25 protein-coding genes and 1 pseudogene are annotated in these 26,726 nt (G+C 67.3%); 12 read left to right on the top strand and 14 right to left on the bottom strand.

Annotated features, from left to right (window positions below):
- Positions 1–321: 321 nt before the first annotated feature.
- From ACTWPT_RS21870 to ACTWPT_RS21855, 4 genes are all read left to right on the top strand, one after another.
- Positions 322–594 carry a type II toxin-antitoxin system RelE/ParE family toxin gene (locus ACTWPT_RS21870; RefSeq protein WP_443179274.1) on the top strand — a complete coding sequence of 91 codons (273 nt, stop codon included), beginning with the start codon at positions 322–324 and terminating at the stop codon, positions 592–594.
- On the top strand, positions 591–917 hold the full coding sequence (locus ACTWPT_RS21865) for a helix-turn-helix domain-containing protein (protein ID WP_443179273.1): 327 nt from the start codon (positions 591–593) through the stop codon (positions 915–917). The genes ACTWPT_RS21870 and ACTWPT_RS21865 overlap by 4 nt, the downstream gene beginning before the upstream one ends.
- Before the next feature lie 90 nt (positions 918–1,007).
- Positions 1,008–1,151: a hypothetical protein gene (locus ACTWPT_RS21860; RefSeq protein ID WP_443179272.1), complete on the top strand. Its 144-nt coding sequence runs from the start codon at positions 1,008–1,010 to the stop codon at positions 1,149–1,151.
- Between the two features lie 40 nt (positions 1,152–1,191).
- Positions 1,192–1,716: an NUDIX hydrolase gene (locus ACTWPT_RS21855; RefSeq protein WP_443179271.1), complete on the top strand. Its 525-nt coding sequence runs from the start codon at positions 1,192–1,194 to the stop codon at positions 1,714–1,716.
- A gap of 80 nt (positions 1,717–1,796) precedes the next feature.
- Here the strand turns inward: ACTWPT_RS21855 and ACTWPT_RS21850 are convergent, their stop codons facing one another.
- Complete coding sequence (locus ACTWPT_RS21850) at positions 1,797–2,906, bottom strand: MFS transporter (protein ID WP_443179270.1); 1,110 nt, start codon at positions 2,904–2,906, stop codon at positions 1,797–1,799.
- A gap of 476 nt (positions 2,907–3,382) precedes the next feature.
- Between ACTWPT_RS21850 and ACTWPT_RS21845 the strand changes: the two genes are divergently transcribed.
- The 3 genes from ACTWPT_RS21845 (at position 3,383) to ACTWPT_RS21835 (ending at position 6,075) form a co-directional block, all read left to right on the top strand.
- Positions 3,383–3,577, top strand: a complete 195-nt coding sequence (locus tag ACTWPT_RS21845; protein ID WP_443179269.1) for a hypothetical protein — start codon at positions 3,383–3,385, stop codon at positions 3,575–3,577.
- Positions 3,578–3,639: 62 nt separating this feature from the next.
- Positions 3,640–4,626, top strand: coding sequence for an aldo/keto reductase (locus tag ACTWPT_RS21840; protein ID WP_443179268.1), 987 nt, complete (start codon positions 3,640–3,642; stop codon positions 4,624–4,626).
- Between the two features lie 108 nt (positions 4,627–4,734).
- Positions 4,735–6,075, top strand: a complete 1,341-nt coding sequence (locus ACTWPT_RS21835; protein ID WP_443179267.1) for an MFS transporter — start codon at positions 4,735–4,737, stop codon at positions 6,073–6,075.
- On the opposite strand, the gene ACTWPT_RS21830 is transcribed toward ACTWPT_RS21835, so the two are convergent.
- Positions 5,960–6,556: a serine hydrolase domain-containing protein gene (locus tag ACTWPT_RS21830; protein WP_443179266.1), complete on the bottom strand. Its 597-nt coding sequence runs from the start codon at positions 6,554–6,556 to the stop codon at positions 5,960–5,962. The genes ACTWPT_RS21835 and ACTWPT_RS21830 overlap by 116 nt on opposite strands.
- Entirely contained in the window at positions 6,538–6,693 is a 156-nt protein-coding gene (locus ACTWPT_RS21825; protein ID WP_443179265.1) for a hypothetical protein, read from the bottom strand. The genes ACTWPT_RS21830 and ACTWPT_RS21825 overlap by 19 nt, the downstream gene beginning before the upstream one ends.
- A 32-nt stretch (positions 6,694–6,725) precedes the next feature.
- On the opposite strand from ACTWPT_RS21825, the pseudogene ACTWPT_RS21820 reads away from it, so the two are divergent.
- Positions 6,726–7,042, top strand: a pseudogene (locus ACTWPT_RS21820) (acetamidase/formamidase family protein).
- Here ACTWPT_RS21820 and ACTWPT_RS21815 read toward each other — a convergent pair.
- Positions 7,039–7,641, bottom strand: coding sequence for a DJ-1/PfpI family protein (locus tag ACTWPT_RS21815; protein WP_443179264.1), 603 nt, complete (start codon positions 7,639–7,641; stop codon positions 7,039–7,041). The pseudogene ACTWPT_RS21820 and the gene ACTWPT_RS21815 sit on opposite strands and share 4 nt — an antisense overlap.
- 9 nt (positions 7,642–7,650) lie before the next feature.
- On the bottom strand, positions 7,651–8,607 hold the full coding sequence (locus ACTWPT_RS21810; protein WP_443179263.1) for a GlxA family transcriptional regulator: 957 nt from the start codon (positions 8,605–8,607) through the stop codon (positions 7,651–7,653).
- Positions 8,608–8,942: 335 nt separating this feature from the next.
- Between ACTWPT_RS21810 and ACTWPT_RS21805 the strand changes: the two genes are divergently transcribed.
- On the top strand, positions 8,943–9,275 hold the full coding sequence (locus ACTWPT_RS21805; protein WP_443179262.1) for a hypothetical protein: 333 nt from the start codon (positions 8,943–8,945) through the stop codon (positions 9,273–9,275).
- A gap of 225 nt (positions 9,276–9,500) precedes the next feature.
- On the opposite strand, the gene ACTWPT_RS21800 is transcribed toward ACTWPT_RS21805, so the two are convergent.
- Positions 9,501–12,173: a cellulose binding domain-containing protein gene (locus ACTWPT_RS21800; RefSeq protein ID WP_443179261.1), complete on the bottom strand. Its 2,673-nt coding sequence runs from the start codon at positions 12,171–12,173 to the stop codon at positions 9,501–9,503.
- Positions 12,174–12,360: 187 nt separating this feature from the next.
- On the opposite strand from ACTWPT_RS21800, the gene ACTWPT_RS21795 reads away from it, so the two are divergent.
- Both ACTWPT_RS21795 and ACTWPT_RS21790 read left to right on the top strand, forming a co-directional pair.
- The gene (locus ACTWPT_RS21795; protein WP_443179260.1) at positions 12,361–13,125 is read left to right on the top strand and encodes an SDR family NAD(P)-dependent oxidoreductase; all 765 of its coding nucleotides are present in this window, start codon (positions 12,361–12,363) and stop codon (positions 13,123–13,125) included.
- Complete coding sequence (locus tag ACTWPT_RS21790; protein WP_443179259.1) at positions 13,122–13,871, top strand: glycoside hydrolase family 16 protein; 750 nt, start codon at positions 13,122–13,124, stop codon at positions 13,869–13,871. The genes ACTWPT_RS21795 and ACTWPT_RS21790 overlap by 4 nt, the downstream gene beginning before the upstream one ends.
- Here the strand turns inward: ACTWPT_RS21790 and ACTWPT_RS21785 are convergent.
- The 8 genes from ACTWPT_RS21785 to ACTWPT_RS21750 form a co-directional block, all read right to left on the bottom strand.
- Complete coding sequence (locus ACTWPT_RS21785) at positions 13,805–14,293, bottom strand: DoxX family protein (protein ID WP_443179258.1); 489 nt, start codon at positions 14,291–14,293, stop codon at positions 13,805–13,807. The two genes, ACTWPT_RS21790 and ACTWPT_RS21785, sit on opposite strands and share 67 nt — an antisense overlap.
- A gap of 83 nt (positions 14,294–14,376) precedes the next feature.
- The gene (locus tag ACTWPT_RS21780) at positions 14,377–15,141 is read right to left on the bottom strand and encodes a hypothetical protein (protein ID WP_443179257.1); all 765 of its coding nucleotides are present in this window, start codon (positions 15,139–15,141) and stop codon (positions 14,377–14,379) included.
- A 62-nt stretch (positions 15,142–15,203) separates the two neighbouring features.
- Positions 15,204–18,086: a glycoside hydrolase family 3 C-terminal domain-containing protein gene (locus tag ACTWPT_RS21775; protein ID WP_443179256.1), complete on the bottom strand. Its 2,883-nt coding sequence runs from the start codon at positions 18,084–18,086 to the stop codon at positions 15,204–15,206.
- An 11-nt stretch (positions 18,087–18,097) separates the two neighbouring features.
- Positions 18,098–18,919 (bottom strand): carbohydrate ABC transporter permease, encoded by an 822-nt coding sequence (locus tag ACTWPT_RS21770; protein WP_305920202.1) that lies wholly within the window; start codon positions 18,917–18,919, stop codon positions 18,098–18,100.
- On the bottom strand, positions 18,916–19,779 hold the full coding sequence (locus ACTWPT_RS21765; protein ID WP_443179255.1) for a carbohydrate ABC transporter permease: 864 nt from the start codon (positions 19,777–19,779) through the stop codon (positions 18,916–18,918). The genes ACTWPT_RS21770 and ACTWPT_RS21765 overlap by 4 nt, the downstream gene beginning before the upstream one ends.
- On the bottom strand, positions 19,780–21,084 hold the full coding sequence (locus tag ACTWPT_RS21760; RefSeq protein WP_443179254.1) for an ABC transporter substrate-binding protein: 1,305 nt from the start codon (positions 21,082–21,084) through the stop codon (positions 19,780–19,782).
- Positions 21,085–21,101: 17 nt separating this feature from the next.
- Entirely contained in the window at positions 21,102–23,387 is a 2,286-nt protein-coding gene (locus ACTWPT_RS21755; RefSeq protein ID WP_443179253.1) for a TIM-barrel domain-containing protein, read from the bottom strand.
- A 321-nt stretch (positions 23,388–23,708) separates the two neighbouring features.
- Entirely contained in the window at positions 23,709–25,103 is a 1,395-nt protein-coding gene (locus ACTWPT_RS21750) for an NAD(P)H-quinone dehydrogenase (protein WP_443179252.1), read from the bottom strand.
- A gap of 133 nt (positions 25,104–25,236) precedes the next feature.
- Between ACTWPT_RS21750 and ACTWPT_RS21745 the strand changes: the two genes are divergently transcribed.
- Positions 25,237–26,724 (top strand): recombinase family protein, encoded by a 1,488-nt coding sequence (locus ACTWPT_RS21745; RefSeq protein ID WP_443179251.1) that lies wholly within the window; start codon positions 25,237–25,239, stop codon positions 26,722–26,724.
- Positions 26,725–26,726 lie beyond the last annotated feature (2 nt).

Here is a 26,726-nt window from a genome sequence, read left to right as displayed (position 1 = left end):
ACTCATCTACCGGAGGCTCCACGCCTGTCTCCGGCCTTCGACGACTCCTCCCGAAAGGCCCGAAACGGCACCGCCTGCGTCCCAGAAATCCCCAATCGCCCCGAATTATTTCTCTGAGATCACCTCAGTGATTCGTCCAACTCGACAAGACTTATCCGCTACACCCAAGACCAGTACGACCAAGGCTTGTCCTACGGCCTCCTTGCGTGGACCCTTGACGAGCTGGCGGAAAGGATCGCCGTCGAGGAAGAGTTGCAAGCCTCGCTATCCGAAAGCTGGAAGCCGATCAACCCGGGCTAAAAGGTCGAGCGCGCCGCTGACATGCTCGCAGAGCAGCCGACCACGCTGGGCGAACCTTACTCCAGGCACCTGGGCGGCAAGGTACGGGAGTTGCGGTTCAACTTGGAGGGCAGTGCGGTACGACTGACGTACTGGCTCGCGCCTGGGCGACGAATCGTGTTCTTGACGGTTTCCCGTAAGACACGCATGAGAGAGGATGCTGAGATCGAGCGGGCCAGGCAGGTCCAGAAAGTGTGCGAAGCCGATCATCCGGTGGCGGGCCACATCTATGTCCGGGAGGTGACAGAAAGTTGAACCATTCACAGTGGAAGACGCGGCGTACCCGTGCATTGCTCGGCGAGAAGGTCGAGGTGTCCGAGGCGTACGTGGAAGCGGGGTATGCGTTCGCGCTCGGACAGGCTGTCTACGACCGGCGGACCGCATTGGGCCTCTCCCAGGTGGAGCTTGCGCGGCGTGCGGGCATGACTCAGCCGCAGATCTCCAACATTGAGAGCGGTGGGACGGTGCCCACTCTCGCCCTGCTCGCACGGCTCACCAGGGCGCTTGATGCGTCGCTGAACATCGCCTTGGACGACGATCGCTCAAGCTTCTCGTTCAGCCCGCACACTGCCGCCTAGTCCGGCCAGACACTTCAGACCCTACGAGCGCTGGCCGCCCGAGTGGCCGAACGTGGTGAACTAGAACAGGCCGCCTCTACCGCGGAGAGCATGCTCGACTGCACCGAGGGGATGGAGTCGGAGCGCCTTGCCGAACGCATCGAGTGGGTGATCACGGCCCTGAGCGCGGACGACACGCCACCGGTCAAGGCGTTTGTCGCTCGCCCCAGGCAGCAGGCGGGCATCCCCCTGTAGCGTGGTGTCGGTCCAGGCGTCCACCTAGGGGTGCAGCCGCATGCACTGGCAGGTTCACTCGGAAGAACCGCTCTACACCGACCGCTGGCTCGACGTGCGGGTGGCCGACGTGGAGCTTCCGGACGGGAGGCATCTCGATCACCGGCTCATTCGTACCGCGCCAGGAGCAGGTGCCGTCGTCACCGACGACCAGAACCGCGTACTGCTCATCTGGCGGCACCGCTTCATCACCGACACCTGGGGCTGGGAGATCCCGATCGGCAAGATCGACGAGGGCGAGGAGCCAGTCGCAGCCGCCGCTCGCGAGGTCGAAGTAGAGACCGGCTGGCGGCCTGGCCCATTGCGGCCACTGCTCTACACCCAGCCGACCAACGGCATCTCCGACTCCGAGCACTACATATTCCGCACGGACAGCGCCCAGCACATGGGGCCGCCCACCGAAGATTGGGAGGCCGAGCGCATCGAGTGGGTACCGCTCTCCGACATTCGCCGTCTGATCGACAAGCGCGACATCGTCAGCGGAACCAGCATGAATGCTCTGCTCTACGTCCTCACGGAGGTGTAGCAGTTTGCGACTGCGGTGCCAGCGGCCCCATCGCGAACACGGGCGCTGCTTCCTTCACCTTGTCCACGATGGCCGCCACATTACCCCTGGCAATTGACATGGCGGACTCGTCCCACCAGCACGCTGAGCAGCAATACCGCGATGACGATGGATGTCAAAGCGAAGCCGAGTCCGATCGCGCCGCCCAAGGCACCGATCAACGCCGGCGCAACGATCGACGCTCCCGGCATCTGCCCGATCTCCACCATTGAGACGCCCTCGCTCGACGACAGACCCTCCTGATTTCCGGCAAGGGTGTAGATGCTCGGATTCACGGCTGACATCCCTGCCGCTAGCAGGACGAATCCAATGATCGCCGCTGCAGGACTACTGATCACGAGACATACACCGAATCCTGCCGCCGCAAATAAGGTGGACATCCGCACGAGGCGGACAATGCCCAGGCGTGCCGTGGCTCGGTCCACGGCCAGCAACGCCAGGGTGCCAGCAGTAGCGGCAGCGGTGTAGGAGATGCCGCCGGCAACGGAGCCCGCGCCCATGGTGTCGGAGACGTAGATGGCGTTCCAGAGGATCGCCGACTCGGACACGTATCCGGACAGGAAGGCCATAGCGGTGATCGGGAGCACCCGGCGGTTGAACCTTCTGCGCACCGACGTTCGGAGCGTCCCGTTTCCCTCCATGGTCTCCTGGGGCAGCCATCGAGCCGCCATCGCCAAGCACAGCGCGAGCAGTCCGCTTGTGACGGCGAACTGTACCCACGGCCGTACGTCCAGGGCCGCGGACAACGTGCCGGCCAGTCCGCCGATGAGGGTCCCTGCACCGAAGCAGGCGTCGAAGCTGCCCATGAGGGGCCTGCGGTAGCGACGTTGAACCTCGAGCGCGAGTGCGCCCATGGGGATGTCCATGATGTGGGCGACCAGAGCCCACGTCGTCAGGCCGAACACCACCGACGTGAAGCTGTTCGACCATGCCGTCAAAGGCACGGTCAGGAGGACGAGCCCAGCCCCGACGACGGCAAGCAGACGGCTGCTGACCCGCCCCGCCAACAGGACGATCACGCAGAGCCCGACGACGTTTCCCATGCTCGGCACGGTGTTCGCCAAGCCCCAGATAGCATCGTCCGCACCCACCTGCCGGCGCACTTCGGGGACTCGGGCGGCCCATCCGCCGATGGGCATGCTCATGATCACATAGAGCAGGGCGACGGCTAGGCGCGCCTGTCGATTTCTGCGTCGCGCGCCAATACGTTGCAGGCTTCCTGAGGCGTTCCTCACCGGTATCGCGTCGGTCTGTTTTCGGGCATGCCGAAAGTTCCTCCGTAACTGTCATGAGTCGACAGAAAACGCTCGTGCACGTTGGCGGGATCGCGACAGAAACGCTACGAAGGGACCATATGTCCCGTCAATCCCGCATGCATTGAACCCTTCCGCATTGGAGCTAGCCTTGGTGGTCCCAATTCTCACCAGCAACGTGAATGCCCGAAATACGATCTCAACCAATGATTTCTTTGACTCGCACAACGACGCAGAGCGTGATGTGGGCGAGGCCGGGTGCAGCCGGAGTGTGCGATTACAACCCAAAAGGCTTGCCCCGGGTCGCATGCATAGCAGTGGCGATATCTCGGGGCCGATATGCAAAGAGTAGCTAACTCTCGATGGGAGGACGGTTGGCGAATCGCACAGAGGCGAAGATCACCGCAGGAAGCCCGCCGCCCATCCCTCAGACCGTCGTCGTGCCGCACGACAACGTCACAGAGGAGACGCCCAGGGTGAAGGTGCAGCTCAGCGAGCATGACGCCGAACCTGCCCGGACAACGCGCCTGCGCCACAAAGGGCCGGTGATGACGTTCACGCCCGGTTGACTTGGAGCGCGCTCTAACCCCTAGCGTCTGGGCAGATGATCCCGAGCCCAGGAGGCAGCAGCATGACCGACGTCCCCACCCGGCACCTAGGCGAACTGGCGGTCCCCGCGCAGGGCCTGGGGTGCATGGGCATGAGCCACGGCTACGGCGCCGCCGACGACGCGCAGTCGATCGCGACGCTGCGCCACGCCCTCGACCTCGGCGTGACCTTTCTGGACACCTCCGACTTCTACGGCGCCGGGCACAACGAGCAACTGATCGGACGGGCCATCGCTGGGCGCCGCGACGAGGTGGTGCTGGCCACGAAGTTCGGCTTCGCCAACCGCCTGGGTGAGCCCACCCAGATCCGCGGCGACGCCGCCTACGTGCGGCAGGCGTGCGAGGCGTCGCTGCGCCGGCTCGGGGTCGATCACATCGACCTCTACTACCAGCACCGGGTCGATCCGCAGGTCCCGATCGAGGAGACCGTCGGCGCCATGGCCGAGCTGGTGCGGGCCGGGAAGGTCCGCCACCTCGGGCTGTCCGAGGCCGGCGCGCGAACCATCCGGCGGGCGCACGCGGTGCACCCGATCGCCGCGCTGCAGAGCGAGTGGTCGCTGTGGACCCGCGACCTGGAGGCGGAGATCGCCCCGGTCTGCCGCGATCTCGGCATCGGCCTGGTCCCGTTCTCCCCGCTCGGGCGCGGCTTCCTGACCGGCCGGTACAGCTCGGTCGAAGGGCTTGCGGAGACCGACGTGCGGCGCAGCCAGCCGCGTTTCGCCGACGGCAACCTCGAACGGAACCTGGCGATCGTCGCGAAGCTGAACGAGCTGGCCGCGGCGAAGGGCGTCACCGCCGGCCAGCTCGCCCTGGCCTGGGTCCAGCACCGGGGCGACGACGTGGTGCCGATCCCCGGCACCCGGCGGCAGCGGTACCTGGAGGAGAACCTCGCAGCCCTGGACGTCGAGCTGTCCACCGAGGACCTCGCCGCCATCGAGGCCGCCGCCCCGCCCGAGCAGGTCGCGGGCACCCGCTACGACGCGACCAGCCTCACCTTCGTCAACGGCTGAGCCCGCCACGGCTCCCGGAGCCCGGACCGGTTCCGGCGGCTGCGAACTCCAGCTCGACGTCCTCATCAACGCCGCGCTCAACGTCGGCCTCCCAGGGAGGAGCCCATCATGGTGAGCGAGCATGTTCTGCCGCATCGCGAGCCGATCATCGCGCCGATCACAGCGACCAAGCCTCGTCCGGTGCCGGCCTGGAGCATTACGGTGATGCTGATCGGCGTCATGCTGATCTCATATCTGGACAAGGCGATCCTCGGGCTCGTCGCCCAGCCGGCCATGACCGATCTCGGGCTCTCGGCAGCCGAGTTCGGCGCCATCAGCAGCGCCGCGGGCCTGCTCGGTCCGCTCTCGGCACTCCTGTACGCCCTGGTAGCCGACCGGCTGCCGGTCAAAGTCACCCTCTTCACGGTCGTCGTCATCTGGTCGCTGCTCCAGTTGCCGATCGTCTTCGCCGCCTCCGGCACGCTGCTCCTGGCGACGCGTTTCATGCTCGGCGCGGCCGAGGGCCCTGCGGCACCGGCGGCGTACGCCACCGCCTACACCTGGTGGCCGAACGAGCGGCGCGGCTTGCCCACGGCATTGCTCACGACCGGAGCTTCCTTCGGCAAACTACTCTTCGCCCCGCCTCTGGCCTTCCTCATCGCCGCCTTCAGCTGGGAGGCCGGATTCCTCGCCGTCGCCCTCCTGGGCTTCGCCTGGGGCGTGGGCTGGCTGTTGATCGGGCGAGAGGGGCCACATGGCCAGGCGGCGGCCACCGAGACCGTCGCGGAAACCGGATCGCGTGCGCCGCTTCGCTCCATCCTGCTGACGGGCACGTTCGCCGGTTTCGTGGCCGCGTACACCGCGGTGGCGATGCTCGCGATCGTCGTCCTCACCTGGCTGCCGTCCTACTTCCAGGTGAGCCTGGGCTTCTCTGCGGTGGCCGCGGGCTCTCTGTTCGGCGTGCCGAGTATCACCGCCATGGTGTTCCTGTACGGGTACGGCGCATGGAGCGACCGAATGCTCAGGAGGGGGACGTCGGCCCGCCGCGCCCGCGGGCTGTGGGGCGGTGTGCTGCTCGCGCTGGGCGGCGCCTTTCTCGCCGCCCTGCCGCTCGCCTCCGGGCCGGTGGTGCCGTTCGCCCTGCTGATGCTGGGCTATGGACTGGCCATCAGCGTCAACGCCGTGCTCAATCCGGTTCTCGTGCTGATAGCGCCACCGGGACAGCAAAGGAGCGTGCTGTCGGCCGGATTGGCCGTGGCCGGTCTCCTGGCCGCCACCGGGCCATTGATCACGGGTCACGTCCTCGACACGGCACGAGCGGCGGGCACGCTCGCCGAGGGCTACGCCACCGTGTTCATGCTGGCCGGTGGTGTCGCCATCGTGGGAGGAGCGCTGTTCGCCTTGCTGGTCGACCCCGAACGCGACGCGGCGAAGGTTGAGGCGGCGGCCAGCCGACCCAGTCGGCGTTGACATTGGTCGTTATCAGGTGCTTTCCGTCGCGGCTGCCGTAGGCGTACGACCACGAGCCAAAGATGGCGCCACCCATCCCCCAGACCGTCCTCCCGCACGAAAGTTTCACCGAGGAGGCTCCCAGGCCGTAGGCCGCGTTGGGAACCCAGTCCTTGGTCGGGACCGTGGTGAACATCTCCCGCTGGACCTTGGGCGGGAGGAGGCGGCCGCTCAGGAGAGCGCCGAAGAAGCGGTTGAGGTCTCCGACCGTGGAGATCATGCCGCCGGCAGCCCAGAACGTTGACGGGTTGAGCTCGGTCAGGTCGTAGATCTTGGCGTTGGGGTCGGGCAAGTGGAGCTTGAAGTAGTGCCGTGAGTGCGGTCCGCGGATCTTGGTGTCGGCGCCGCGCGGGAGGTAGGTGCCGGTCTGCCCGAGGGGACGGGTGATCCGCTTGGAGATCTCGTCCGCCAGAGCGCCGCCGGTCACCCGCTCGATGAGCATGCCGACAGGGCGTAGTTGGTCTGTGAGTACTGCCAGCCCTGGCCGGGCCGGAAGGCGGGCGGGTGGGCCAGGGCGACCTCGACGAGTTGCCGCGGGGTGGGTGCGGGGTGACGGTTGACCGCTTCTTGGTCCTGCATGTAGTCGAAGATGCCGCTTTGGACACGCCGGGGTGCTGTTCTCGGCGGGGGACGCGCACTTCGCGCAGGGCGACTGCGAGGCCTGTGGGACCGCCATCGAGATGAACGCCACGCTGCGGGTTCGGTTCGCGGTGCACGCCGGGACGGGCAGGTGGCGGCCGAGGACGCGACGCTGGCGGCACGTAACGCGCTGCTCGAGATGATCGACCATCTCGGGGAGCGGGGGTGGAGCGCGCAGCAGGCGTACGCGCTCTGCAGCGTCGCCGTCGACCTCAAGGTCAGCCAGCTGGTCGACGTGCCGAGCTTCTTGGTGTCGGCGTTCCTGCCCGAGGACATCTTCGTCGGCTAGCTCGGCTCGTCCGCCAGGTACGGAGGCGCGGGGTCGTACTGGAGGTGGCGGCGCACCGCGCGGGCGTGTTCGCGCCCGTGCAGCCGTCCGATCAGCCACAACGCGCTGTCGATCCCGGCCGACACGCCCTGGCTACTGACGAGGTTGCCGTCCACGACGTAGCGGGCGTCGCGGACGACTGTGACGTCGCCCTGCTCCTCCAGCGCGTCCTCAAAGGCCCAGTGCGTGGCCATGCGGCGCCCGCGCCCCGGTCCGGCGGCGTGCACGAGCAGCGCGCCGGTGCACACGCTGCTGACCCACGTGGCCTGCGCGGCGGTCTTGGCGATCCAGCCCTTCACCGCCTCGTTGTGCACCTGGACCTCGCGCGCGCCCCGGCCGCCCGGCACCAGCAGCACGTCCAGCGGCGGGTGGTCGTCAAGGGTGTGATCGGGCAGGACCCGCATGCCCTTGGCGCAGCGCACCGGATCGGGCCGTTCGGCGACGAGCACTGCCGTGTCGGTGCCGCCCCGCACCCGCGACGAGCAGGTGAACACCTCCCAGGGGCCCACGAAGTCCAGCTCCTCGGCCTCATCGAAGATCAACAGTCCATAGGTGGCCACGGGTGAGCCTCACTTTCTGACAGTGGTACGGAAACGGTCGCGGTAGTCGGATGGCGCGACCCCCAAGTGCCGGTGGAAGGTCTTGCGCAGGGTCTCGGCGCTGCCGAAGCCGCACCGGCGGGCGACGGCCTCGACGGGGTCGTCGCCGGCGACCAGGGCGCGCTGCGCCGCCTCCACCCGTACGCGCTCGACGTAGGCGCCGGGCGGCACGCCGAGTTCGGCGGTGAAGCGGCGCTGCAGGTGACGCGGGCTCAGCCCGACGTGCGCCGCCAGGTCGGCGATGCCGTGCCGGTCGCCTGGATCGGAGTGGATGGCGGCCACGGCCGCGCGGATGGGGTCGCTGGACGGCTGTGCCGACCACAACGCCACGCTGAACTGGGACTGGTCGCCGGGCCTGCGGAGGAACAGCACCATGTAGCGGGCCACCCGCAGCGCGACGTCTTGGCCCAGGTCGTCCTCCACCAGGGCGAGTGCCAGGTCCATGCCGGCGGTCACCCCGGCCGACGACCACACGTTCCCGTCCCTGATGAAGATCGGGTCGGTGTCGACCCGCACGTCGGGATGCTCCTCGGCGAGCTGCCGCGCGCGGGCCCAGTGGGTCGTGACCCGCCGCCGGCTGACCAGGCCCGCAGCGGCCAGCAGGAACACGCCGCTGCACACCGAGGTGACGCGGCGGGCCCCGGCGGCGGCCGCCCTGATCCAGGCGATCAGCGTGGGATCGTGCCGGGCCTGGTCCACTCCGGTTCCGCCGGCCACCACGAGGGTGTCGATGCCCGTGGGGTCGAGATCTGTGACGCCGTGTTCTGCGTGCACCGGGAGGCCACTCCAGGCCCGCACCGCGCCTGGACGGGGGGCCACGATCTGGCAGAGGTAGCCGCCCGCGTGCTGGAACACCTCGAGCGGGCCCACCAGGTCGAGGGACTGGAACCCGTCGAAGATCACGAATACGATGCGGCGCTGCTGCACACCTCCACCCTCCGACCGCCGGGGTGATGGCGTCAACGACCGCTACCCCACGGATCGTGCCACCTGGGCCCCCATCTCGGGGTTTACGCTGGAGCAGGTCGGCATGCGTCACTGCCTCGGAGAACATGGCGGCGGCTGAGGCATGGCCACGTACCGTAACCTATGTATGACAGTCGGCGTCCGCGCCACCACCCTGCCAAATTCGCGATCATGCGCCTTGCGCTCGTCAGCTGCAGGAGGACCGAAGCCGTTTCACGCGCTCTGGGTGTTTCGGCTCAGTCACCATACAGAGCTGTGCCCCGGCTGCTTGCTGAGCAGAGGCAACACCGGGGCTTATGCAGTTACCGTACCACGCCGTCGAGACGGAAGTTCGGATGCAGGAAGCGGAAGCCAAGCGGCTGAGGGATCTGCTTTCCCCGATTCGCATGGCCGAGTACGAACTGCGTTGCCCGGACGACCCTGTCGCCGCCCTGCGCCTGCATTGTTGGAACACCGAGATCAGCGAGGCGTTCTACGGGCCGCTTCAGTACTTGGAGATCTCTCTGCGCACCGCCATGACGAGGCAGCTCTCGGCCATGTTCGGACGCCGGGATTGGTGGACCCATCCCCGAGTGTCCCTGACCTACGGCGCCCGGCAGAGGATCGATGAAGCCGAGCAGCAGATGTAACGCACCGGTTTGCCTCCCAACCCACTGTCAGTCGCCGAGGAGCTCTCCTTCGGCTTCTACGTGTCCTTGCTCGGGCGCGGCAACAACTATGACCAACAGCTCTGGCGTCCCGGACTCCACCAAGCGTTCCCGGGTTACCGCGGACCCCGCCGCGAGCTGCATCGCAAGGTCGACTACTTGCGCGAGGTGCCCCGGCACGTACGCGTGCCGGGGCGCCCTCTCGTCCTATGCGGGGGTGCAGGTGAGGGTGGGAGGAGTGGCTGCGGTGCCGCTGCCCGTGAAGCCGAACGACGTGGACGCGTTCGCCGCCAGGTTGCCGTTGTAGCTGGCGTTCGTCACGCTCACGTTGGCGCCCGTCTGGGTCGGGGTGCCGTTCCACAGCTGGGTGATCTTCTGGTCACCCGGCCACGTCCAGGTGACCTTCCAGCCGGTGATCGCCGACGAGCCGCTGTTCTGGACCGACACCTCGGCCTGGAAGCCGCCCTGCCACTGGTTGCCGGGCTTGTAGGTGGCGGTGCACCCCGTGCCCGTCGTCGGGGTCACGGTCGGGGTGACGGTGGGAGTGACCGTGGGCGACACCGTGACGGTGGGGGTGACCGTCGGGGTGACCGTGACGGGCGGGCCGGTGCGGTCGCCGTAGATGATGCCGCGGCCGTTGGTGCCCAGGTAGACGCGGCCGTACACGCGCGGGTCGCCCGTGAGCGCCTCGCCCATGTTGCCCCACTGGTGCTTGTCGTCGTTGATGCGCAGCCAGCTCGACCCGCCGTCGTCCGAGCGGTACAGGCCGGTGACGCCGTCGATCGTGGCCACCGCGAAGATCGCCATGTAGTTCCCGCCGGGGGCGGCCTTGCCGAAGCCGACGTTCACGGACTTGGTGATCCCGGACACCTTCGTGAAGGAGGCGCCGCTGTTGGTCGAGTGCCATAGACCGCCGTCGCCGGCCAGCCAGAGGTCGCCCTCGATGCCGGGGACCGCCTTGAACTTGCCGCTGGTGGGCAAGCCCGTGGCCGTGGTGGCGGTGAAGGTGGCGCCGCCGTTGGTGCTGACGTAGAGGCGGCCGCCGCTGAGGCCGTAGAACTTCATCGGGTTGACCCGGTCGGACTCCACGACGGCGTCAGTGGGCAGGCCGGACGCCTGCTGCCAGGAGTTGCCGTACCCGACCGAGTAGACGGGTGCGACGCCCTTGGGCACCCACACGAAGCGGGAGCCGTCGGCCGCCGCGGCCACCGTGCCGCCCTCGTTGATGCCGCCCGGCTCCGAGCCCTGGAACCAGTTCGCGCCGCCGTCGGTGGAGAAGGCCACGTGGCTGTCGTTCGGGCGGTCGGCGTCGGTGAAGTTGCCGGCCCTTACCATGATCGACGGCGACTTCTCGGCGTAGTCGAGGCTGGTGGTGGAGGTGAAGTTCGGCTGGGTGAACAGCATCGGCGGTACGGCGTCCAGGTTGGTGTGGCGGAACCCGCCGATGTCACCGAGGCCGCTGACCAGGGGTGCGCCGCTGGGCGGGCTGATCAGGTCGAGCACGGCCGTCTCCTCCAGGCCCTTGGCCATGGGCTTGATGGTGAACTGGCCACCCGCCGCGTCCCATTGCGTGAGGTTCTCGGTGCCGTAGATGGTGGCGCCGGTGCCGTACATCATCCTGTTGGAGTCGAACGGGTCGATCTCCAGCGACTCGGTCATCCAGCCGAGCTTCGGCGTGACCTCGGGCGGCTGCGGGTTGCCGCCGAACGTCAGCCACGGGTTCTCGGTGATGTCCATCTTGTAGCGGAAGCTGCGGTTCGGGTACGACGTCCAGTCCCACACGCGGGTCCACGTGGCACCGGAGTCGGTGGACCGGAAGAAGATCACGTCAGGCCACCACGAGATCTGCGTGGCCACCATGATCGTGCCCGGGTTCTGCCTGTCGATGGTCAGGCCGCTGTAGCCGAAGTAGTCGTCGCTGCTGGAGGACGGGACGGGGCTGATCTGGGTCCAGGTGCCGGTCGCAGTGGCGTAGCGCCACACGTCTCCCTTGGCGCCGTCGTACGGGCCGCCGGTGTCGCTCGTGGCGATGTAGAGGTAGCCGTTGACGGTGTCGAGCACACCCTTGTGGGCCAGGTAGCCGGTGGGCTGCCCGGCCAGCCGCGACCACGTGGCGCCGCCGTCCGTGGTGCGGTAGACGGTGTTCTCCTTGTCGGCGACGCCGACGTAGATCGTCTTGGTCGCCGTGCCCTTGGTGGACGAGCGTGGGTCGTAGGTCACCCACACCACGCCCGGCTTGTGGCTCAAGTAGCCGTTGGCGTCGTTCGGGTCCTGAGCGTAGTTGCCCGGGTTGGGGAAGCTCGCCACCTTGGCCCACGTTGCGCCGTAGTCGGTGCTGCGCCACAGGCCGTTGCCGTTGGGGGCGCCGAAGTAGAGCACCCGGTTGTCGTTCGGGTCGACGGACAGTGCCTCGCCCATGCCGCGGCCGGGCATGTTGCCGCCGAGCTTGAACGGCAGCGCCGTGGCCTGCCAGGTGTCGCCCTTGTCGGTCGAGCGCAGGATCGCGCCGTTGTTCGGGTCCCAGCTGTTGGTGTACATGCCGACGGCGGCGTACACGCGGTTGGTCTGCACGGGGTCGGTGGCGAGGCTGATCACGCCGTTGTAGCCCCACTTGTCCCAGCCGGCCCAGTCGAGCAAGGGGGTCCAGGACTTGGTGGACTGGTTCCAGCGGTATGCCCCGCCGATGTCGGTGCGGGCGTAGATGAGGCTCCGCTCCGTCTGGTTGAAGATGATCCCCGGTACGAAGCCGCCACCGTCGATCCTGACGTTCTTGTACGCGTACGGATCCGAGGCGACGGCCGAAACCGGCGACATCCTCACGACAGCCGCCACCAGCAGGACGGCGGCGGTCGTCAGCATGACGAATAATCTTCTTCGCATGCGCGGCTCTCCCTTTCCAGGCACGCCAACAGGCGCCCCAAAGGCGTCAGATGACCGCCATGCACGATCAGATTGCAGGACCCTGACCGTCACCGCGCCTTCGCGCATGAGCTCATTTAGAAGGCTCACACACGTGCGAGGTGGAGGTCAATAGTTTGGATACACAACGAATTAAGGGGTGAGGGCAGTGTTTCCCGAGTTTCGGGTGGACGGAAAGGTCGCCCTGGTCACGGGGGCGGCGCGAGGGCTCGGCCGGGCCATTTCACTGGCGCTGGCCAACGCCGGGGCCGACGTCGCGATCGGTTTGCGGGACGCCGACGAGGACGGCGGGCTGGTCGGCGAGATCGCCGGCCTAGGGCGCTCCACGCTGCCTCTCCAGATGGACATGACCGTCCCGGAGCAGATCGCCCAGGCGGTGCGGGACGTTGTGGACCGGTTCGGCAGGATCGACATCCTGGTCAACAACGCCGGGATCGCGCCGGGCAACCCGGCGGAGGACGTCACCGAGGAGGACTTCGACCGCACGCTCGCGGTCAACCTGAAGGGCACCTTCCTGGCCACCCAGGCCGCGGGCCGGGTCATGATCCAGCAGCAGCACGGCAGGATCGTCAACGTCGGGTCCCAGGCCGGCGAGGTCGCCCTGCCCGGCGAATCCATCTATTGCATGACGAAGGCGGCGATCGCCCACCTCACCCGCTGCCTGGCGGTCGAGTGGGGCCCGCACGACATCACGGTCAACAACGTCGCGCCGACGTTCATCCGCACGCCGGGCACCGCCGAGGCCCTGTCCGACCCGGCGTTCGAGGCGGACGTGATCGAGCGGATCGCGGCGCTGCACCGCATCGGCGAGCCCATGGACGTGGCCGGGGCCGTGCTGTTCCTGGTCTCGCCCGCCGCGTCCCTGGTCACGGGGCACACGCTGGTCGTGGACGGGGGGTGGACGGTTCGATGAGCGACTTCGAGGACACCTTCGAGGGCGACCGCCTGGACGAGACGAAGTGGATCCCCTACTACCTGCCGCAGTGGACCACCCGCGCCGCCGCGGCGGCCCGCTACCGGCTCGAAGACGGCCATTTGACCCTGCTGATCGAGGAGGACCAGCCGCCGTGGTCCCCCGAACTGGAGGGTGACCTGCGGGTGTCCTCTCTCCAGACGGGCCTCTTCTCCGGCCCGGTCGGCAGCCGGATCGGGCAGCACGGCCGCGGCGCCGTGGTCCGCGAGGAACACCCCGAGGCCCGGCTCTACACCCCCCAGTACGGCCGGATCGAGATGCGCGCGAAGGCGATCGACGACCCGAACTGCATGGTGGCCCTGTGGTTGATCGGTTTCGAGGCCGTGCCCGAGCACTCAGCCGAGATCTGCGTCGCGGAGATCTTCGGCCGCGACGTCACGCCGACCGAGGCGCGGATCGGCATGGGCGTGCACCCGTTCGGCGACCCGGCCATCACCGACGACTTCACGGGGGAGACGCTGCCCATCGACGCCCGCGAGTTCCACGTCTACGCCGCCGACTGGACGCCCGGCCACGTCTCCTTCTCCGTGGACGGGCGGCACGTGCGGACGGTGAACCAGTCGCCGGCGTATCCGATGCAGCTCATGCTCAACATCTACGAGTTCCAGCCAGGAGGCACTTACCCGAAGGAGTTCACCGTGGACTGGATACGTGTACGAGCGGCCCACAACGCGATCCCGATGTAGAGGACCTGCTCGGGGACGCGCTGCCACAGCGGCGTCGCGGGCTCGCCGCCGAGAGTGACGTCATTGAGCGCGGCGTGCACGTTCGCCGGAAGCATGGCCACGAAGAGCACCGCCAGACAGACGCCGGCGGCTTTGCGGGTCTTCTCGAGCATCAGCCCCACGGCCCCGGCCAGCTCCAGCACACCGGTCAGGTAGACCATGAAGGCGGGGAACGGCACGAACGGCGGCACCATGGCCACCATGTCGCCATGGTTGGGCATGAAGGTGACGCCCGCCGGGACGAAATGGGCACTGGCCGTCATGACCAGCATGACGGCTAGTCCATGGGCGGCGCTGACCCGCCAGGTGGCGAAGCGGGCCACGCCCAGCACGCCGAGGAGGCGGAACACCAGCGTGGCGACCAGTAGAACGATGACGGTCATTCACTTCCCCCTTTAGATAGCAGGACTATCCTGCTGTTGGATAACGATACTATCCAACAGCGTGGGAGGGAATCTTTATTTCGTCAGCTCGCGACTTGGCTCTTCGGCGGGGCGGAGATGCTCACCCGAGCGCCCCAGCGCTCATAGCGGGTCTCGGTGCTGAACTTGCCGTCCCCGACCTCGACGCCCTCGGCGACGTGACTGGACGCCAGGTGGGAGGTGACAAGCTTCTTAGGCAGATTGTCGGATCCGAGCGTGAGCTTGTACTCGATCACCGTCTTCTCTTTCTCGCTGAACGGCGACGACACGCGGAACCACGGCGACACCTTCGCGAGCGCGCTGTAGGTGATCTTCCCTGAGTACGTCCGGCCCTGCTTCTTCCCCTTGAGCAGCACCTTCAGCGTCGCCGGCTCGGCCGGATTGACCAGCTGCGCGAACGTGCCGAGCCAGCCGCCGGTCGTGCCCAGCGGCTCTTTGAGCCACTTCTTGCCTTCGGGGACCTCATAGAGCATCGGGGCCGTGCTGTAGGTCTTGCCGCCGACCCAGATCGTGCGTCCCGAGCGCAGCCGGTACATGTAGTCGAAGATGCCGCCCTGGTACCGCTTGAAGTCGGCGGTGATGTCGGACGCGACGATGCCGGACTTGCCGAACTGCATCTTCCCGGTGCGCTTGAGGAACGTCGTCGTCCCGGTGTCGTCCACGTGGGACGTGGCCTCAGTGAACGTCACCCCCTTGCCCGCGCCCAGCTTGGACTTGAGCGCGGCAAGGGGGTCGGACGCCTCGGCCGGAGTGGCGGCCATGAGCACGGCCATGGCCGCCACGACGGCGCCTGCGATCATCCGCTTCATGGATCTCCTTTTATGTCCGCGGAGTGGATCGCAGATTCTGCCGGACGCCGATCACGACATGATCACCGAGTGAGGGCGAAGTCCTTGATGCGCAGGTCGCCCTTGAACACGAGGAACAGGCTCCCCGTGCCCGCCTTCACGGTCGCGCTCGCCGTGCCGTACTGGTAGATCCCGCCGGTGGCGGGCGCCTGGAGGGTGCCCAGCAGCGTGCCCGTCGGCGAGCCGCTGCGCACCTCGACCGAGCCGCCGCTCACCGAGGACACCGAGGCCGTGAGGCGGGTGCCCCAGGAAGCGCCGGTGAAGGAGATCCAGTCACCCGCCGAGCCCTCGACGACCTCGCCGCTCACCTTGGTCTCGTCGGCGAAGAAGATCCCCGAGTAGTCGTCGAAGTCCATCGCCCTGGTCGTCTTGGCCAGGTCGCGGACCGGGACGCTCTCACCGGACACGCGCAGGGTGGTCGTCTGGCGGATCCGGTCGGAGGCGGAGCCGACGAGGACGTCGTGGGTGGCGTTCTCGACGACCCACTTGTTCCGGGTGTGGTCCCAGACGGCCAGGTCCGGCTTCTTCAGGGTGAAGGAGACGGTACGGGTCTCGCCCGGGTTCAGCGTGATCCGCTCGAAGCCGCGCAGCTGCTTGACCGGCTGCTTGAAGCGGGACTCGCGCTGGTGGGTGTAGAGCTGGACGACCTCGTCGCCCTTGACCTTGCCGGTGTTGGTGACCTTCACGCTCACCTTGTCACCCCGGACCTCCAGGCCCTGGTAGCCGAACGTGGTGTAGCTGAGCCCATGGCCGAAGGAGTAGAGCGGCTTGCCCTTCCCGTACAGGTAGGTCATGCCGGTCTTGGTCAGGTCGTAGTCCAGCTTGTTCGGCAGGTTGTCCGACGCGGGCCAGGTCTGGGTAAGTCGGCCGGCCGGGTTGACATCGCCGAAGATCACGTCGGCGACCGCGCGGCCGGTCTCGGCGCCCGCGTGCGTGGTCCACAGCAGGTTCGGCGCATCCACGATCACCGGGTAGCTGGTCTCCAGAACCACGACGGTCTTCGGGTTGGCCTTGCGCACGGCCTCAATGAGCCGCTTCTGCCCGTCGCCGAGCTGCAGGTTGTCGCGGTCGTGGAACTCGCGCCCGGCCACGAACGGGTGGCTGCCCACCACCACGACCGCGACCTCGGCCTTGGCGGCCTGCGCGGCGGCCGCGGCGATGCCGTCGGCGACGACCTCCTTGCCGAACTTCGCCGCCTCGGCCTTCGGGGCCAGGGCGAGCGCGCCATCGGCGGTCACCGTGACGTACGGGTCCGGCAGGCCGTACCAGCCCTCGACGTTCTCGTAGCCGGCATACCTGATCAGGTAGCTGCCGTCGGGCTGGCGCTCCAGCGCGAACTGCTGCCCCACGTACCAGCCGTCGGGCTCGGCGTCGTCGGTGTCGAGCGAGCGCCAGTCGCCGCCGAGCAGTTTGCCGTTGCCCGCGTTGCGCAGCGTGGACACGCCGCTGGTCCAGTCGGTCAGGTCCCACTGGGAGGCGGCCGTGGGCGCGGTGTCGGTGAGCGCCGCGTTGTCGTCGGCGCCCGTGCCGGTGGCGGTGATGTACTTGCCGGTGGCCAGGTGCTTGAGCGCGATCCGCTCCAGGCCCTCACCGGTGCTGACGTCGCTCACCCGCTCCTTGATCCCGTCGAGCGGGGTCACCTGGTAGGGCATCTGACCGGAGTAGAAGTCGCGGTAGAGCTTGGCCGACAGCGGGCCGACCACGGCCGCGGACTGAGGCTTGGCCAGCGGCAGCACGCCGGAGTTCTTGAGCAGCACCGCGGCCTTGGCCGCGGTCTCGCGGTTGAGCTTCTGGTGCTCCTGGCTGTTGATCACATCCTTGGTGATCTTCTTGTACGGCCCGCCGTCCAGGTCGAAGTGTCCCAGCCGGGTCCGGATCGACAGGACGTGGCGCACCGCGTTGTCCACGTCGGCCTCAGCGATCCGGCCCTGGTCGAGGGCGGCCTTGAGGTTCGTGACCAGCGGCCCGCTGTTGCTGTCGTCGATGGTGAAGCTGTCCTGCCCGCTCTTCAGCACGGCGGCGAACGCCTCGGGCTTGTTGTCGAAGTACTTCTGCAGGTCGGTGAGCGCGTGCGGGCCCCACGCGTCGCTGACGTTGTAGAGCGTCTTGTCCGTCCACGACCTGACCTCGGTGTTCAGGTCGGGGTTGACGTGCGCGGGCCGCCCGTTGACCAGGTTGTACGAGGCCATGACGCCGGTGGCGGCGTCCGCCGAGATCGGCGCCTTGAACCCCTGCTCGTAGTACTCGCGCTTGAGCTTCGGCGTCAGGTTGGAGGAGGTGAGGCTGCGGTTGTTCTCATTGTTGTAGCCCATGTAGTGCTTCAGCACGGGCGCGGCCTTCAGGTAGAAGGGATCGTCGCCCTGCAGGCCCTTGCCGTAGGCCGTCGCCATGGCTCCGGTCAGGAGCGGGTCCTCCGAATATCCTTCCTCATTGCGGCCCGCCCGCGGGTCACGCAGCGGGTCCACCACGGGCGCCCATACCTGTAGACCCCACAGGATCGGGTCGACGTCGTTGAAGCCGCGTACCTCGTCGCCGACCGCGGAGCCGACCTTTTTCATCAGCTTCGGGTCCCAGGTGCTGGCCAGGCCCACGGCCTGCGGGAACACCGTGCCGTTGGCGAGCTTCTGCCTCCAGCCGTCGTTGAGGTGGTTCGACCAGGCGACGCCATGCAGCGCCTCGGTGCCGTTCTTGTGATAGGCGATGCCCAGCCGGGGGATCGCCGCCTGTGACTGGTGCAGCAGGCTCAGCTTCTCATCCAGCGTGAGCCGGCCGAGCAGGTCGTTCACCCGCTGCTCCAGCGGCAGGCTCGGGTTCTGGAAGGGGTAGTCCACCGCCTGGGCGGGCGGCACGGCGAGCAGCGAGGCCGCCAGGGTGAGGGTCGCTAACAACGGGATTCTTGAACGCATAAAGGTCTCCATCATTTGATGGCGCCGACCGTCACACCTCGGGTCAGCGTTCGCTGGAAGATCAGGAAGAAGGCGATCGCCGGCACGACGCCGAGCAGGGCCGAAGCGCTGGACATGGTGGCGTCCATGAACTTCTCGCCCTGCAGGACGGCGAGCGCGACGGGCACCGTCTGGGTGTCGTTCGAGATCAGGAAGATCAGGGGCAGGAAGAACTCGTTCCAGGTCCAGATGAAGAAGAAGATCAGCAGGACGTTGATGGTGGGCCTGCTGATCGGCACCACGATCCGCAACAGCGACCGCAGCCGCCCCGCGCCGTCGATCGCCGCGGCCTCGAGGATCTCCTTCGGGAACTGCCCCAGGACCGCGCTCAGCAGGTATGTGCCGAACGCCGCCTGGATCACGGTCATGACGATGATCACGGCCAGTTGCGTGTCGTAGAGCCCGACCGCCTTGGACAGGTAGTACAGCGGGTAGGCCAGCGCCTCCTGCGGCAGCGTGTTGGCCACCAGGAACAACACGAGGATGGACAACCGGCCCTTCACCCTGCCGATGCCCAGCGCGTACGCGTTGAGCACCGACAGCACGACGGCCAGCACCGCCACGGAGGCGCTGATGATGAAGCTGTTCCAGAGTTTGGTGCCGAAGTCGACCCGGTTCCAGAAGTCGATGATGCCCTGGAGATAGAGCCCGTCCGGCAGGCTCAGCGGCCCTTGCGTGCTGTACTCGGCCGGCGACTTGACCGCGTTCATCGCGACGATCGCGAACGGGAACACCATCACGACCGCGAGCACGACCAGCGCGAACAGCACCGCCCAGCGTCCGGGACCCCTCATTGCTCACGCTCCTGGACACGGAGGAACAGGAACGTCACCACGATGATGATCAGCGCCAGCACCGTGGCGATCGCGGAGCCGTACCCGACGTTGCTCTTCTGGAAGAAATTCAGGTACGAGAAGTACGAGGGGACCATGGTGGCGTTCCCCGGTCCGCCCCGCGTCAGCACGAAGATCGGCCCGAACACCTTCAGCGCGGCGATCGTGCACGTCAGCAGCACCACGAAGATCTCCGGCCGGATCTGCGGGATCGTGATGTGCCAGAACTTGCGCCACCACGAGGCCCCGTCGATCTCGGCCGCCTCGTAGTAGGCCGGATCCACCCGCTGCAGCCCGGCCATGAAGATCACGACCGGGTATCCGAGCTGGAACCAGACCATGACCGCCATGACCGTGGCCAGCGCCAGGTCGGGATCACCGAGCCAGTCGAGCTCCAGCCCGAAGATCTGGTTGACCGCGCCGTACGACGGGTGCAGCATCCAGCCCCACACCACGCCGGCCACCGCAACCGGCAGGACCTGCGGCAGGTAGTACATCGCACGCAGCGCCGAGGCCGTACGGGCCCCGAACCGCTTGCCGATGTAGTCGAACAACGCGGCCGCCAGCACGAGGCCGATCGCGGTCGGCACGATGGCCATGGCCACGATCAGCGCCACGTTGTGCTGGAACGACTGCCAGAACCGCTCGTCCTGGAGCAGCCTGGTGTAGTTGTCGAACCCGATCCACCTGGGCGTGCCCACCCCGGACCAGCGGGTGAAGCTCACGCCCACGTTCATGAGGAACGGGACGACGATGACGCCCAGGAAGAGCAGCAGGCTGGGGATGAGGTAGAGCCAGTACCCCCTCGTACGCACTCTCATTCAGTTGCCAATGTCGGCGAGGTTGTCCTCGTAGGGCTTGGCGATCTCGTCCAGCACCGCGGAGGGGGCCTTGCTGCCGTTGATCAGCTCCTGGACGCCGGCCACGAGCACGTCGTAGTAGCCGGGCGCCGGCCAGTCGGGGTAGAAGGCCAGGCCGTCGGCGGTGGTCAGCTTGTTGAAGGACTCGATGAGCTCCTTGCTCTTGGCGTCGGTGATCGCAGCCGGGTCGGCGGCCACGGGAACGCCGCCGGAGTTGCCCAGCAGGTTCTGGATCTCCTTGCTCATCGTGATGTCGATGAAGTCGTAGGCCAGGTCCTTGTTCTTCGACTTCTCGGGCACGACCCATAGGTTCCCGCTCGAACCCGGCGACATGGTGGCGCCGGGGAACAGGAAGTGACCCCACTCGAAGTCCTTGATCGTGGACGCCACGCGGCCGTACCACCAACTGCCGCTGATCATGATGGGGAACTTGCCGTTCATGAACGCCACGCCCATGTCCTCGGCCTTGAGCCCGGCCGAGTTCTTGGCGATGTAGCCCTTCTTCACCCAGTCGGCGAATGTGTCCGCGCCGTAGGTGAACTCAGGACCGTGGAAGTCGACCTTGCCCTTGTAGGACTGGAACGCATCGAGCCACGGCTTCTGCGCCTTGGTGAGCGCGAGTTGGTAGAGGATCTGCTGCGCAGGGTATTCGGCACCGGCATTCGAAATGGGCGTCACCCCGGCCTTGACGAACGTGTCCAGCCCGGCCGTGAACTCCTCGAACGTGGTCGGGACCTTGACCTTGTGCTTGTCGAACAGGTCCTTGTTGTAATAGACCATCACGAACTCGCCGTAGTTCGGCACGCCGAACCAGCTGCCGGAGCCCATGACTCCCCGGTCGTCGTACTTGGCGGTGGTCTGCAGGCCACCGGGCAGCAGCTTGTCCCAGCCGCGCTTGGTGGTCTCCTCGGAGAGGTCCGTCAGCAGGCCCTGCTTGGACAGCAGGCCGGCGGTGGCGTTGCCCTTGTTGTACTCCATGATGTCGGGCGCCTCATCGGAGTTGAGCACCATACTCGCCGTCTTCTGGATCTGCTCGAAGCCCTTCTCCTCGAACTTGACGGTCACGTTCGGGTGCGACGCCTCGAACTTCTTGATGGCCTCTGCCCACGCCTTGGCCATGGCGCTGTCTTTCGACTCGTAGTGCCAGAGCTTCAGCACGCGGGGCTGGTTGCCCTGCGTCGGAGGACTCTCGGTGCCGCCGGAGCCGCAGGCCGTCAGGACCAGGACAGCGGCGGCCAGCGCCGCCGCGCCTCTGAGTTTGCGCATGATCCCTCCAGGGGGTGTTACGAGATTTCAGCCCGCGCGGGAGCTCCGGCCACCGAGGCGATCTCGACCGCGGTGACGCGCTTCGGGCCGGTGACGGCGACACGCAGTTCGTCGCCGTCCCTGGTTGCGACGGCGACCGTCACGCCGTCTTCGTCGTGGATCTCTGTGGTGCCGTCGCCGCCCCCGAAGGCGACGAGGGTGATCTCTTGCGGCACGTCGATCGTGTCTCCCTGCTCGGAGACCGGAATGAGCGCGCCGTGCCGGACGAACAGGGGGATCTGGTCGAGCGGCTTGCTGACCCGGACGTAGCGGGAGCCTTCCAGCACCTCGCCCGTCCAGTAGTCGACCCACCGGCCGTGCGGCAGGTACACCTGCCTGACACCCTCGGGCGCGACCATGGGGGCGACGAGCAGGTCGCGGCCGAACAGGTACTCCAGATCTGCCTGCCAGGCCACGGGGTCGTCCGGGTAGTCCACGCAGAGCGCCCGCATCATGGGCGCGCCGGTGCGCGCGGCCTCGACGGCCGCCGAGTAGATGTACGGCATCAGCCGGTAACGCAGCTTCAGTGCCTGCACGGCCAGCTCCTCGACGGCCGGGAACTCCCACGGCTCGCGAGTGGTCGTGCCGTGCAGCCGCACCAGCGGAGACAGGGCGCCGAACTGGGTCCAGCGGACGTACAGATCGTCCGACGGCCGGCCGGTGAACCCGCCCGCGTCGTGGCTCCAGAACGGCACCCCGGACAGGCCGTGCGCGAGCCCGCCCCTGATCGTGCTGCCCATGGCGGCGTAGCTCGTGAAGGTGTCGCCGTTCCACTGGGCGCTGTGCCGCTGCCCACCCAGATACGACGACCGCGCCCACACCAGCCCGTGCCCGTTGACCTCACGGGTGACGTCGGCGACCGCGTCATTGAAGAGCAGCGTGTAGACGTTGTGCAGGTCGGTCCCGCTCATCCCGTTGTACGCGACGGCGTCCGCGGGAACGCCCTCGGCGAAGTCCGTCTTGAACGCGTCCACGCCCTGGCGCAGCAGGTCTCTCAGCAGCCCCTTGAACCAGCCGGTCGCCGCCGGATTCGTGAAGTCCACGATCCCGCAGGCCGGAAACGACCCGTGCCAGCAGTCGGCGACGTACGCCTCCCCGTCCTGCTTCTTCAGGAAATATCCAGCGCGGGCCGCCTCCTCGAAGGCTGGACTGAGATGGGAAATGTAGGGATTCATCCAGAGGCAGACCTTGAACCCCATCTCATGCAACTCGTCCAGCATCCGCTCCGGCTGCGGGAAGTTGGCAGGATCCCACTGCAGGTCCGACCAGTGCCCGTCGGTCTGCCAGTACGTGTCCAGGTGCAGCACGTCGCACGGGATGCCGCGCTCCCTGATCGTGCGCGCCCTGGCCAGCACCCGCTCCTGGCTGTCCACGCAGAACCCGGACGAGATCCAGGTCCCGAACGCCCACTTGGGCGGCAGCGACGGGCGGCACGTCAACCGGTCGTAACGATCCAGAACGTCTGACGGCGTCGGCCCCGCGAGCACGTAGTAGTCCATGACGTCGTCGGGCACCAGGATCTGCACGACGCTGTGGGTGGACTGGCACACGTCGAACTCGGTGGGCGCGCCGCTGTCGACCAGCACGCCGTAGCCGCGGCTCGACACGTACATGGGCACGTTCTTGTACGCCCGCTGCGACTCGGCGCCGAACGCGTCGAAGTTCCACATGACCGGCCGCTGGCCGCGCTTGTCCAGCCGCGCGAACGACTCCCCGAACCCGGCGAACGCCTCGTCGGGCGCGGCGGTGAAGCTCTCGTGGAACGCCACGGCGGCGCCGCCGGCGCTCGAGCGGCCGAACGGGAGCGTACGCAGCCGTCCGCTGATGTCGGTGTGCCCACCGTCCTGCTCGAGCAGCGTGGCTCCTGAGGCGTCGGTGAAGCGCAGATGCCACGGCGCGAGGCTGATCTCGGCCTTCAGGGATCCCGCGTCGATCACAATCGGCTCACCTGGAGTGACCCCGGCACGGGCCCCTGAGTACGTGCCGGGGGTCACCAGCGAGATGGCCCCTTCCGACCGTGGCCTGGCGGCCGCGTCCTCCGACAACCGCACCCGGATCACACCTTCGCCGGCCACACCCACCTGCACGACCAGCGTCTCCTCCGCCGTGGTGACCGCCTTCAGCATCACCTCGGCGCCGTCGGCCGCGACCAGCTCGGCCGCGGTCACCGCCGACAGGCCGCCCTCGCCGCGTGCGCGAACCGGAAGTTCGGGCGGGTCCGCGACGAAGTACTCATGCGCGACCAAGGGAGGGCGATAGGGCATGGAAGCTCCTTACGAAACGGCTGCGCCAACTCGTGAGTTAGTTTGCTGTCCATACCAACAAACGTCAACGGCAACGAGCCGTCGATTAGTTTGCTTTCCATCCCAACTGGGCGGTCCGCGCCGTGGACGCCGCACCGCCACAGCCTTCAGCCTGCGGGCGCGTCCGCGCCGGACAGAAGGTGTATCAGGTGCAGCGCACGAGGACCGGGAGCGCATGCGTCAGGCGCACCACAAGCAGTCCGACACCGCCGACGCCGTCGTCGGACCGGCGGGCGATCGCGCCATCGTCGGACCGGCGGGCGATCCCGGGCGTAGGCGAACCTAGATGCCGCTGGCCGTCTGAGGCTGCATGAGGCGGCGGGCGGCCTCGGTGATCGAGCCGGACATCGACGGGTAGACCGCGAACGTGTGCGCCAGCTGATCAACCGTCAGCCGCTGCTGGACGGCCACCGACACCGCCAGGATCAGCTCCGACGCGCGCGGCGCCACCACGACCCCGCCCAGCACGATCCCCGTGTGCGGCCGGCAGAACAGCTTGACGAAGCCGTCGTTGAAGCCCTGCATCTTGGCCCGCGCGTTCGTGGCGAGCGGCAGCTTGACGACGTTCGCCTCGATCTCGCCCGCCTCGATGGACCGCTGGGCGACCCCCACCGCCGCGATCTCCGGGTCCGTGAAGATATTGGAGGCGACCGTGGCCAGCCGCAGCGGCTGCACGGCCTCCCCGAGCGCGTGCCACACGGCGATCCGCCCCTGCATGGCCGCGACCGACGCCAGCATCAGCACACCCGTACAGTCACCGGCCGCGTAGACGCCCGGCGCGGAAGTGCGCGAGACCTTGTCGACCTTGATGAAGCCGCCCCGGTCCAGCTGGACCCCGGCCTCCTCCAGCCCCATCCCGGACGTGTTGGGGATCATGCCGACCGTCATCAGCGCATGGGACCCCTCGGCCGTGCGCCCGTCCTCCAAGGTCACCACCACTCCGTCGGCGGTGCGCTTGACGGAGGACGCGCGCGAACGCCCCATGACGTTCATGCCACGCCGCCGGTAGACCTCTTCGAGCACCTCGGCACCGTCGGCGTCCTCGTTGGGCATCATCCGGTCCCGGCTGGAGACCAGCGTGACCTCGGCGCCGAGGGACCGATAGGCACCGGCGAACTCCGCTCCGGTCACGCCCGACCCGATCACGATCAGGTGCTCGGGCAGCTCCTCCAGGTCGTAAAGCTGGCGCCAGTTGAGGATGCGTTCGCCGTCGGGCTCGGCCCCGGGCAGCACCCGCGGCGTCGCGCCGGTGGCCACGAGCACGACGTCCGCCCGGATGGTCCGGTCCCCCGCCCGCACGACCTGCGGATCCACCAGCCGCCCACGGGCCTTGATGATCTCGACGCCCTCGGCCTCGACACGGGTGGCGATGTCCGCGGACTGAGCCTGGGCCAGCTCCTTGACCCGTTTGTTGACCATCGGCAGGTCGACGCCGACCGTCCCGGCCTCGCCGTCGGGCCCGCCGTCGAACGACAGGCCGAGTGAGGGCGCGTCGAGCAGCGCCTGCTTGCGGACGGAGGTCGCGATCAGCGTCTTGGACGGCACGCAGTCGGTCAGCACGCATGCGCCGCCCGGCCCGTCCTGCTCGATCATCGTGACCTGGGCGCCTAGCTGAGCCGCCACCAGCGCCGCCTCGTAGCCGCCTGGTCCGCCACCGATGATCACGATCCTCGTCACGTGTCCCATTCTCCCGTACGAGTTCGGCCAAGCTGCAACCGGGCTCTTACCTTGCAGTATCTATATCGACAGGACAGGGGCGAATGATTTAGGGCACAGTTCTCGGCCAAGGCGAGGTCTCCGCATGCCAGGTGTGTCCGATCTTCCTGTCGCCACCTACGACCGCGTCAGTGTGAGCAGAAACGGTCGATCCGTCAGCTGCGAGGAGCAGCACAAGGACAACGCGGACTGCCTGAACGAGCTGAATCTCAAGCGGGGCGCGCGGTACTCCGACCCCGGCAGGAAGGCATCCCCGGGAGCGCCAGAACGTCCGCAATGGAATCGGCTCATGGATGCGGTTCGTGCTGGACTCTGGGGCGGGGTCTGCGTCTGGGACATCGATCGGGCAACGAGAGACGGGGTGGTCGGCGCCTCGATGTGCGACATCGTCGGCCAACACCGGCTTACCGGGTTCCGCGTTATATCCGCCAGCACGAATGAGGTGTTCGATCTCTCAGCTCAGGAAGGTGCCGCGGCATTCATGACCCGCGTCATGGACGGAGAACGCGAAGTCATCAAGCTACGCAGACGCGTGGCGCGTCGCATGAGAAGGAAAGCGAAGGCGGGAGAGACCACAGGGGGACCTCGCCGCCGTTTCGGCTTCGTCGATATCACCACGGGAACGCTCCACGCGGCGGAAGCCGCCCTGATCAGAGAAGCGGCTACCCGTATCCTGGCCGGCGAGCGGATCGGAGCGGTGGCCCGCGACTGGGCGGAGCGCGGAATCACCACTCCGGAGATCCGCACCAACGATGGCACTCGAATCGTGCACAAGGGCGGCGTGAACTTCACCATTCAAGCGCTCAAGCAGCAGCTGCGCCGTCCCGCGCTCACAGGGCACACTCGTTTCTCCGAGGGTGTTCTCGTCGGACGCATGCCCGGCGAAAGAACGATCTTGGATATTCCAACGTGGCTGGAACTGCAGAGCACTCTAGGCTCGGCTCGCCGTGGACGCCCCGCGACGGACGACAAGTATCTACTGACCAGCCTGAAGCTGGTGACCTGCGACTCCTGCGACTCCCGCATGAGCGGCCACAGTCCTACAGATCGCGCCCCCCGCTACCGATGCTGCTACAACCCCAACAATGTCGGCGCGAAAGGGTGTGGCCAGTCAATAAGCGCAGCAGGCCTTGAAGAGCTCGTCCAGGAGGCCGCACTTGAATGGTGGATCAGAGCCGCCCGACGAGGGCATCACGCACGTCCTATGGATCTAGATCAAGAGATCCAGCACCTGCGTCGCAGGCTGGAGATCGTGCAGCAAACATACGTTCAGGAGCTGGAACGGCTCGCCCCTGACATGCACCATCTGCTCACCGTCCTGGTCAATGAGATCACAAGACTACGCACAGAGATCGAGCAGCGCACTTCGGCCAATGACCTCATCAAGATCACCGAGGCTGCTGTCATAGGGAACTGGAACATCGGTATGGACGACCACGATCCCGCCAGGCGGGCCAACAGGCGACGAATGATCAGTCAGGCGTTTCGCACGATCCGCATCAGGCGTTTCAACGATGGCCCCGATCGCCGCCCGACATTCGACCGGTCTCGCGTCCTCATCCAGCTCAGCGACGAGGGATGACG

It is taken from the genome of Nonomuraea sp. 3N208 (genome assembly GCF_052245935.1).
Taxonomy (GTDB): Bacteria; Actinomycetota; Actinomycetes; order Streptosporangiales; family Streptosporangiaceae; genus Nonomuraea.
Note: the sequence above shows the minus strand (reverse complement) of the source record. Positions and strands in the feature narration are given on the sequence as shown.

What these genes read in the sequence shown, in the direction of transcription:
- ACTWPT_RS21830 (WP_443179266.1), bottom strand. Translation starts at nt 6,556, where the DNA reads ATGCTCATCGAGCGGGTGACCGGCGGCGCTCTGGCGGACGAGATCTCC.
- ACTWPT_RS21785 (WP_443179258.1), bottom strand. Translation starts at nt 14,293, where the DNA reads ATGACCGTCATCGTTCTACTGGTCGCCACGCTGGTGTTCCGCCTCCTC.
- ACTWPT_RS21770 (WP_305920202.1), bottom strand. Translation starts at nt 18,919, where the DNA reads ATGAGGGGTCCCGGACGCTGGGCGGTGCTGTTCGCGCTGGTCGTGCTC.
- ACTWPT_RS21840 (WP_443179268.1), top strand. Translation starts at nt 3,640, where the DNA reads ATGACCGACGTCCCCACCCGGCACCTAGGCGAACTGGCGGTCCCCGCG.
- ACTWPT_RS21765 (WP_443179255.1), bottom strand. Translation starts at nt 19,779, where the DNA reads ATGAGAGTGCGTACGAGGGGGTACTGGCTCTACCTCATCCCCAGCCTG.
- ACTWPT_RS21825 (WP_443179265.1), bottom strand. Translation starts at nt 6,693, where the DNA reads ATGCAGGACCAAGAAGCGGTCAACCGTCACCCCGCACCCACCCCGCGG.
- ACTWPT_RS21790 (WP_443179259.1), top strand. Translation starts at nt 13,122, where the DNA reads ATGAGCGACTTCGAGGACACCTTCGAGGGCGACCGCCTGGACGAGACG.
- ACTWPT_RS21775 (WP_443179256.1), bottom strand. Translation starts at nt 18,086, where the DNA reads ATGCGTTCAAGAATCCCGTTGTTAGCGACCCTCACCCTGGCGGCCTCG.
- ACTWPT_RS21870 (WP_443179274.1), top strand. Translation starts at nt 322, where the DNA reads ATGCTCGCAGAGCAGCCGACCACGCTGGGCGAACCTTACTCCAGGCAC.
- ACTWPT_RS21805 (WP_443179262.1), top strand. Translation starts at nt 8,943, where the DNA reads ATGCAGTTACCGTACCACGCCGTCGAGACGGAAGTTCGGATGCAGGAA.
- ACTWPT_RS21780 (WP_443179257.1), bottom strand. Translation starts at nt 15,141, where the DNA reads ATGAAGCGGATGATCGCAGGCGCCGTCGTGGCGGCCATGGCCGTGCTC.
- ACTWPT_RS21860 (WP_443179272.1), top strand. Translation starts at nt 1,008, where the DNA reads ATGCTCGACTGCACCGAGGGGATGGAGTCGGAGCGCCTTGCCGAACGC.
- ACTWPT_RS21755 (WP_443179253.1), bottom strand. Translation starts at nt 23,387, where the DNA reads ATGCCCTATCGCCCTCCCTTGGTCGCGCATGAGTACTTCGTCGCGGAC.
- ACTWPT_RS21835 (WP_443179267.1), top strand. Translation starts at nt 4,735, where the DNA reads ATGGTGAGCGAGCATGTTCTGCCGCATCGCGAGCCGATCATCGCGCCG.
- ACTWPT_RS21800 (WP_443179261.1), bottom strand. Translation starts at nt 12,173, where the DNA reads ATGCGAAGAAGATTATTCGTCATGCTGACGACCGCCGCCGTCCTGCTG.
- ACTWPT_RS21760 (WP_443179254.1), bottom strand. Translation starts at nt 21,084, where the DNA reads ATGCGCAAACTCAGAGGCGCGGCGGCGCTGGCCGCCGCTGTCCTGGTC.
- ACTWPT_RS21855 (WP_443179271.1), top strand. Translation starts at nt 1,192, where the DNA reads ATGCACTGGCAGGTTCACTCGGAAGAACCGCTCTACACCGACCGCTGG.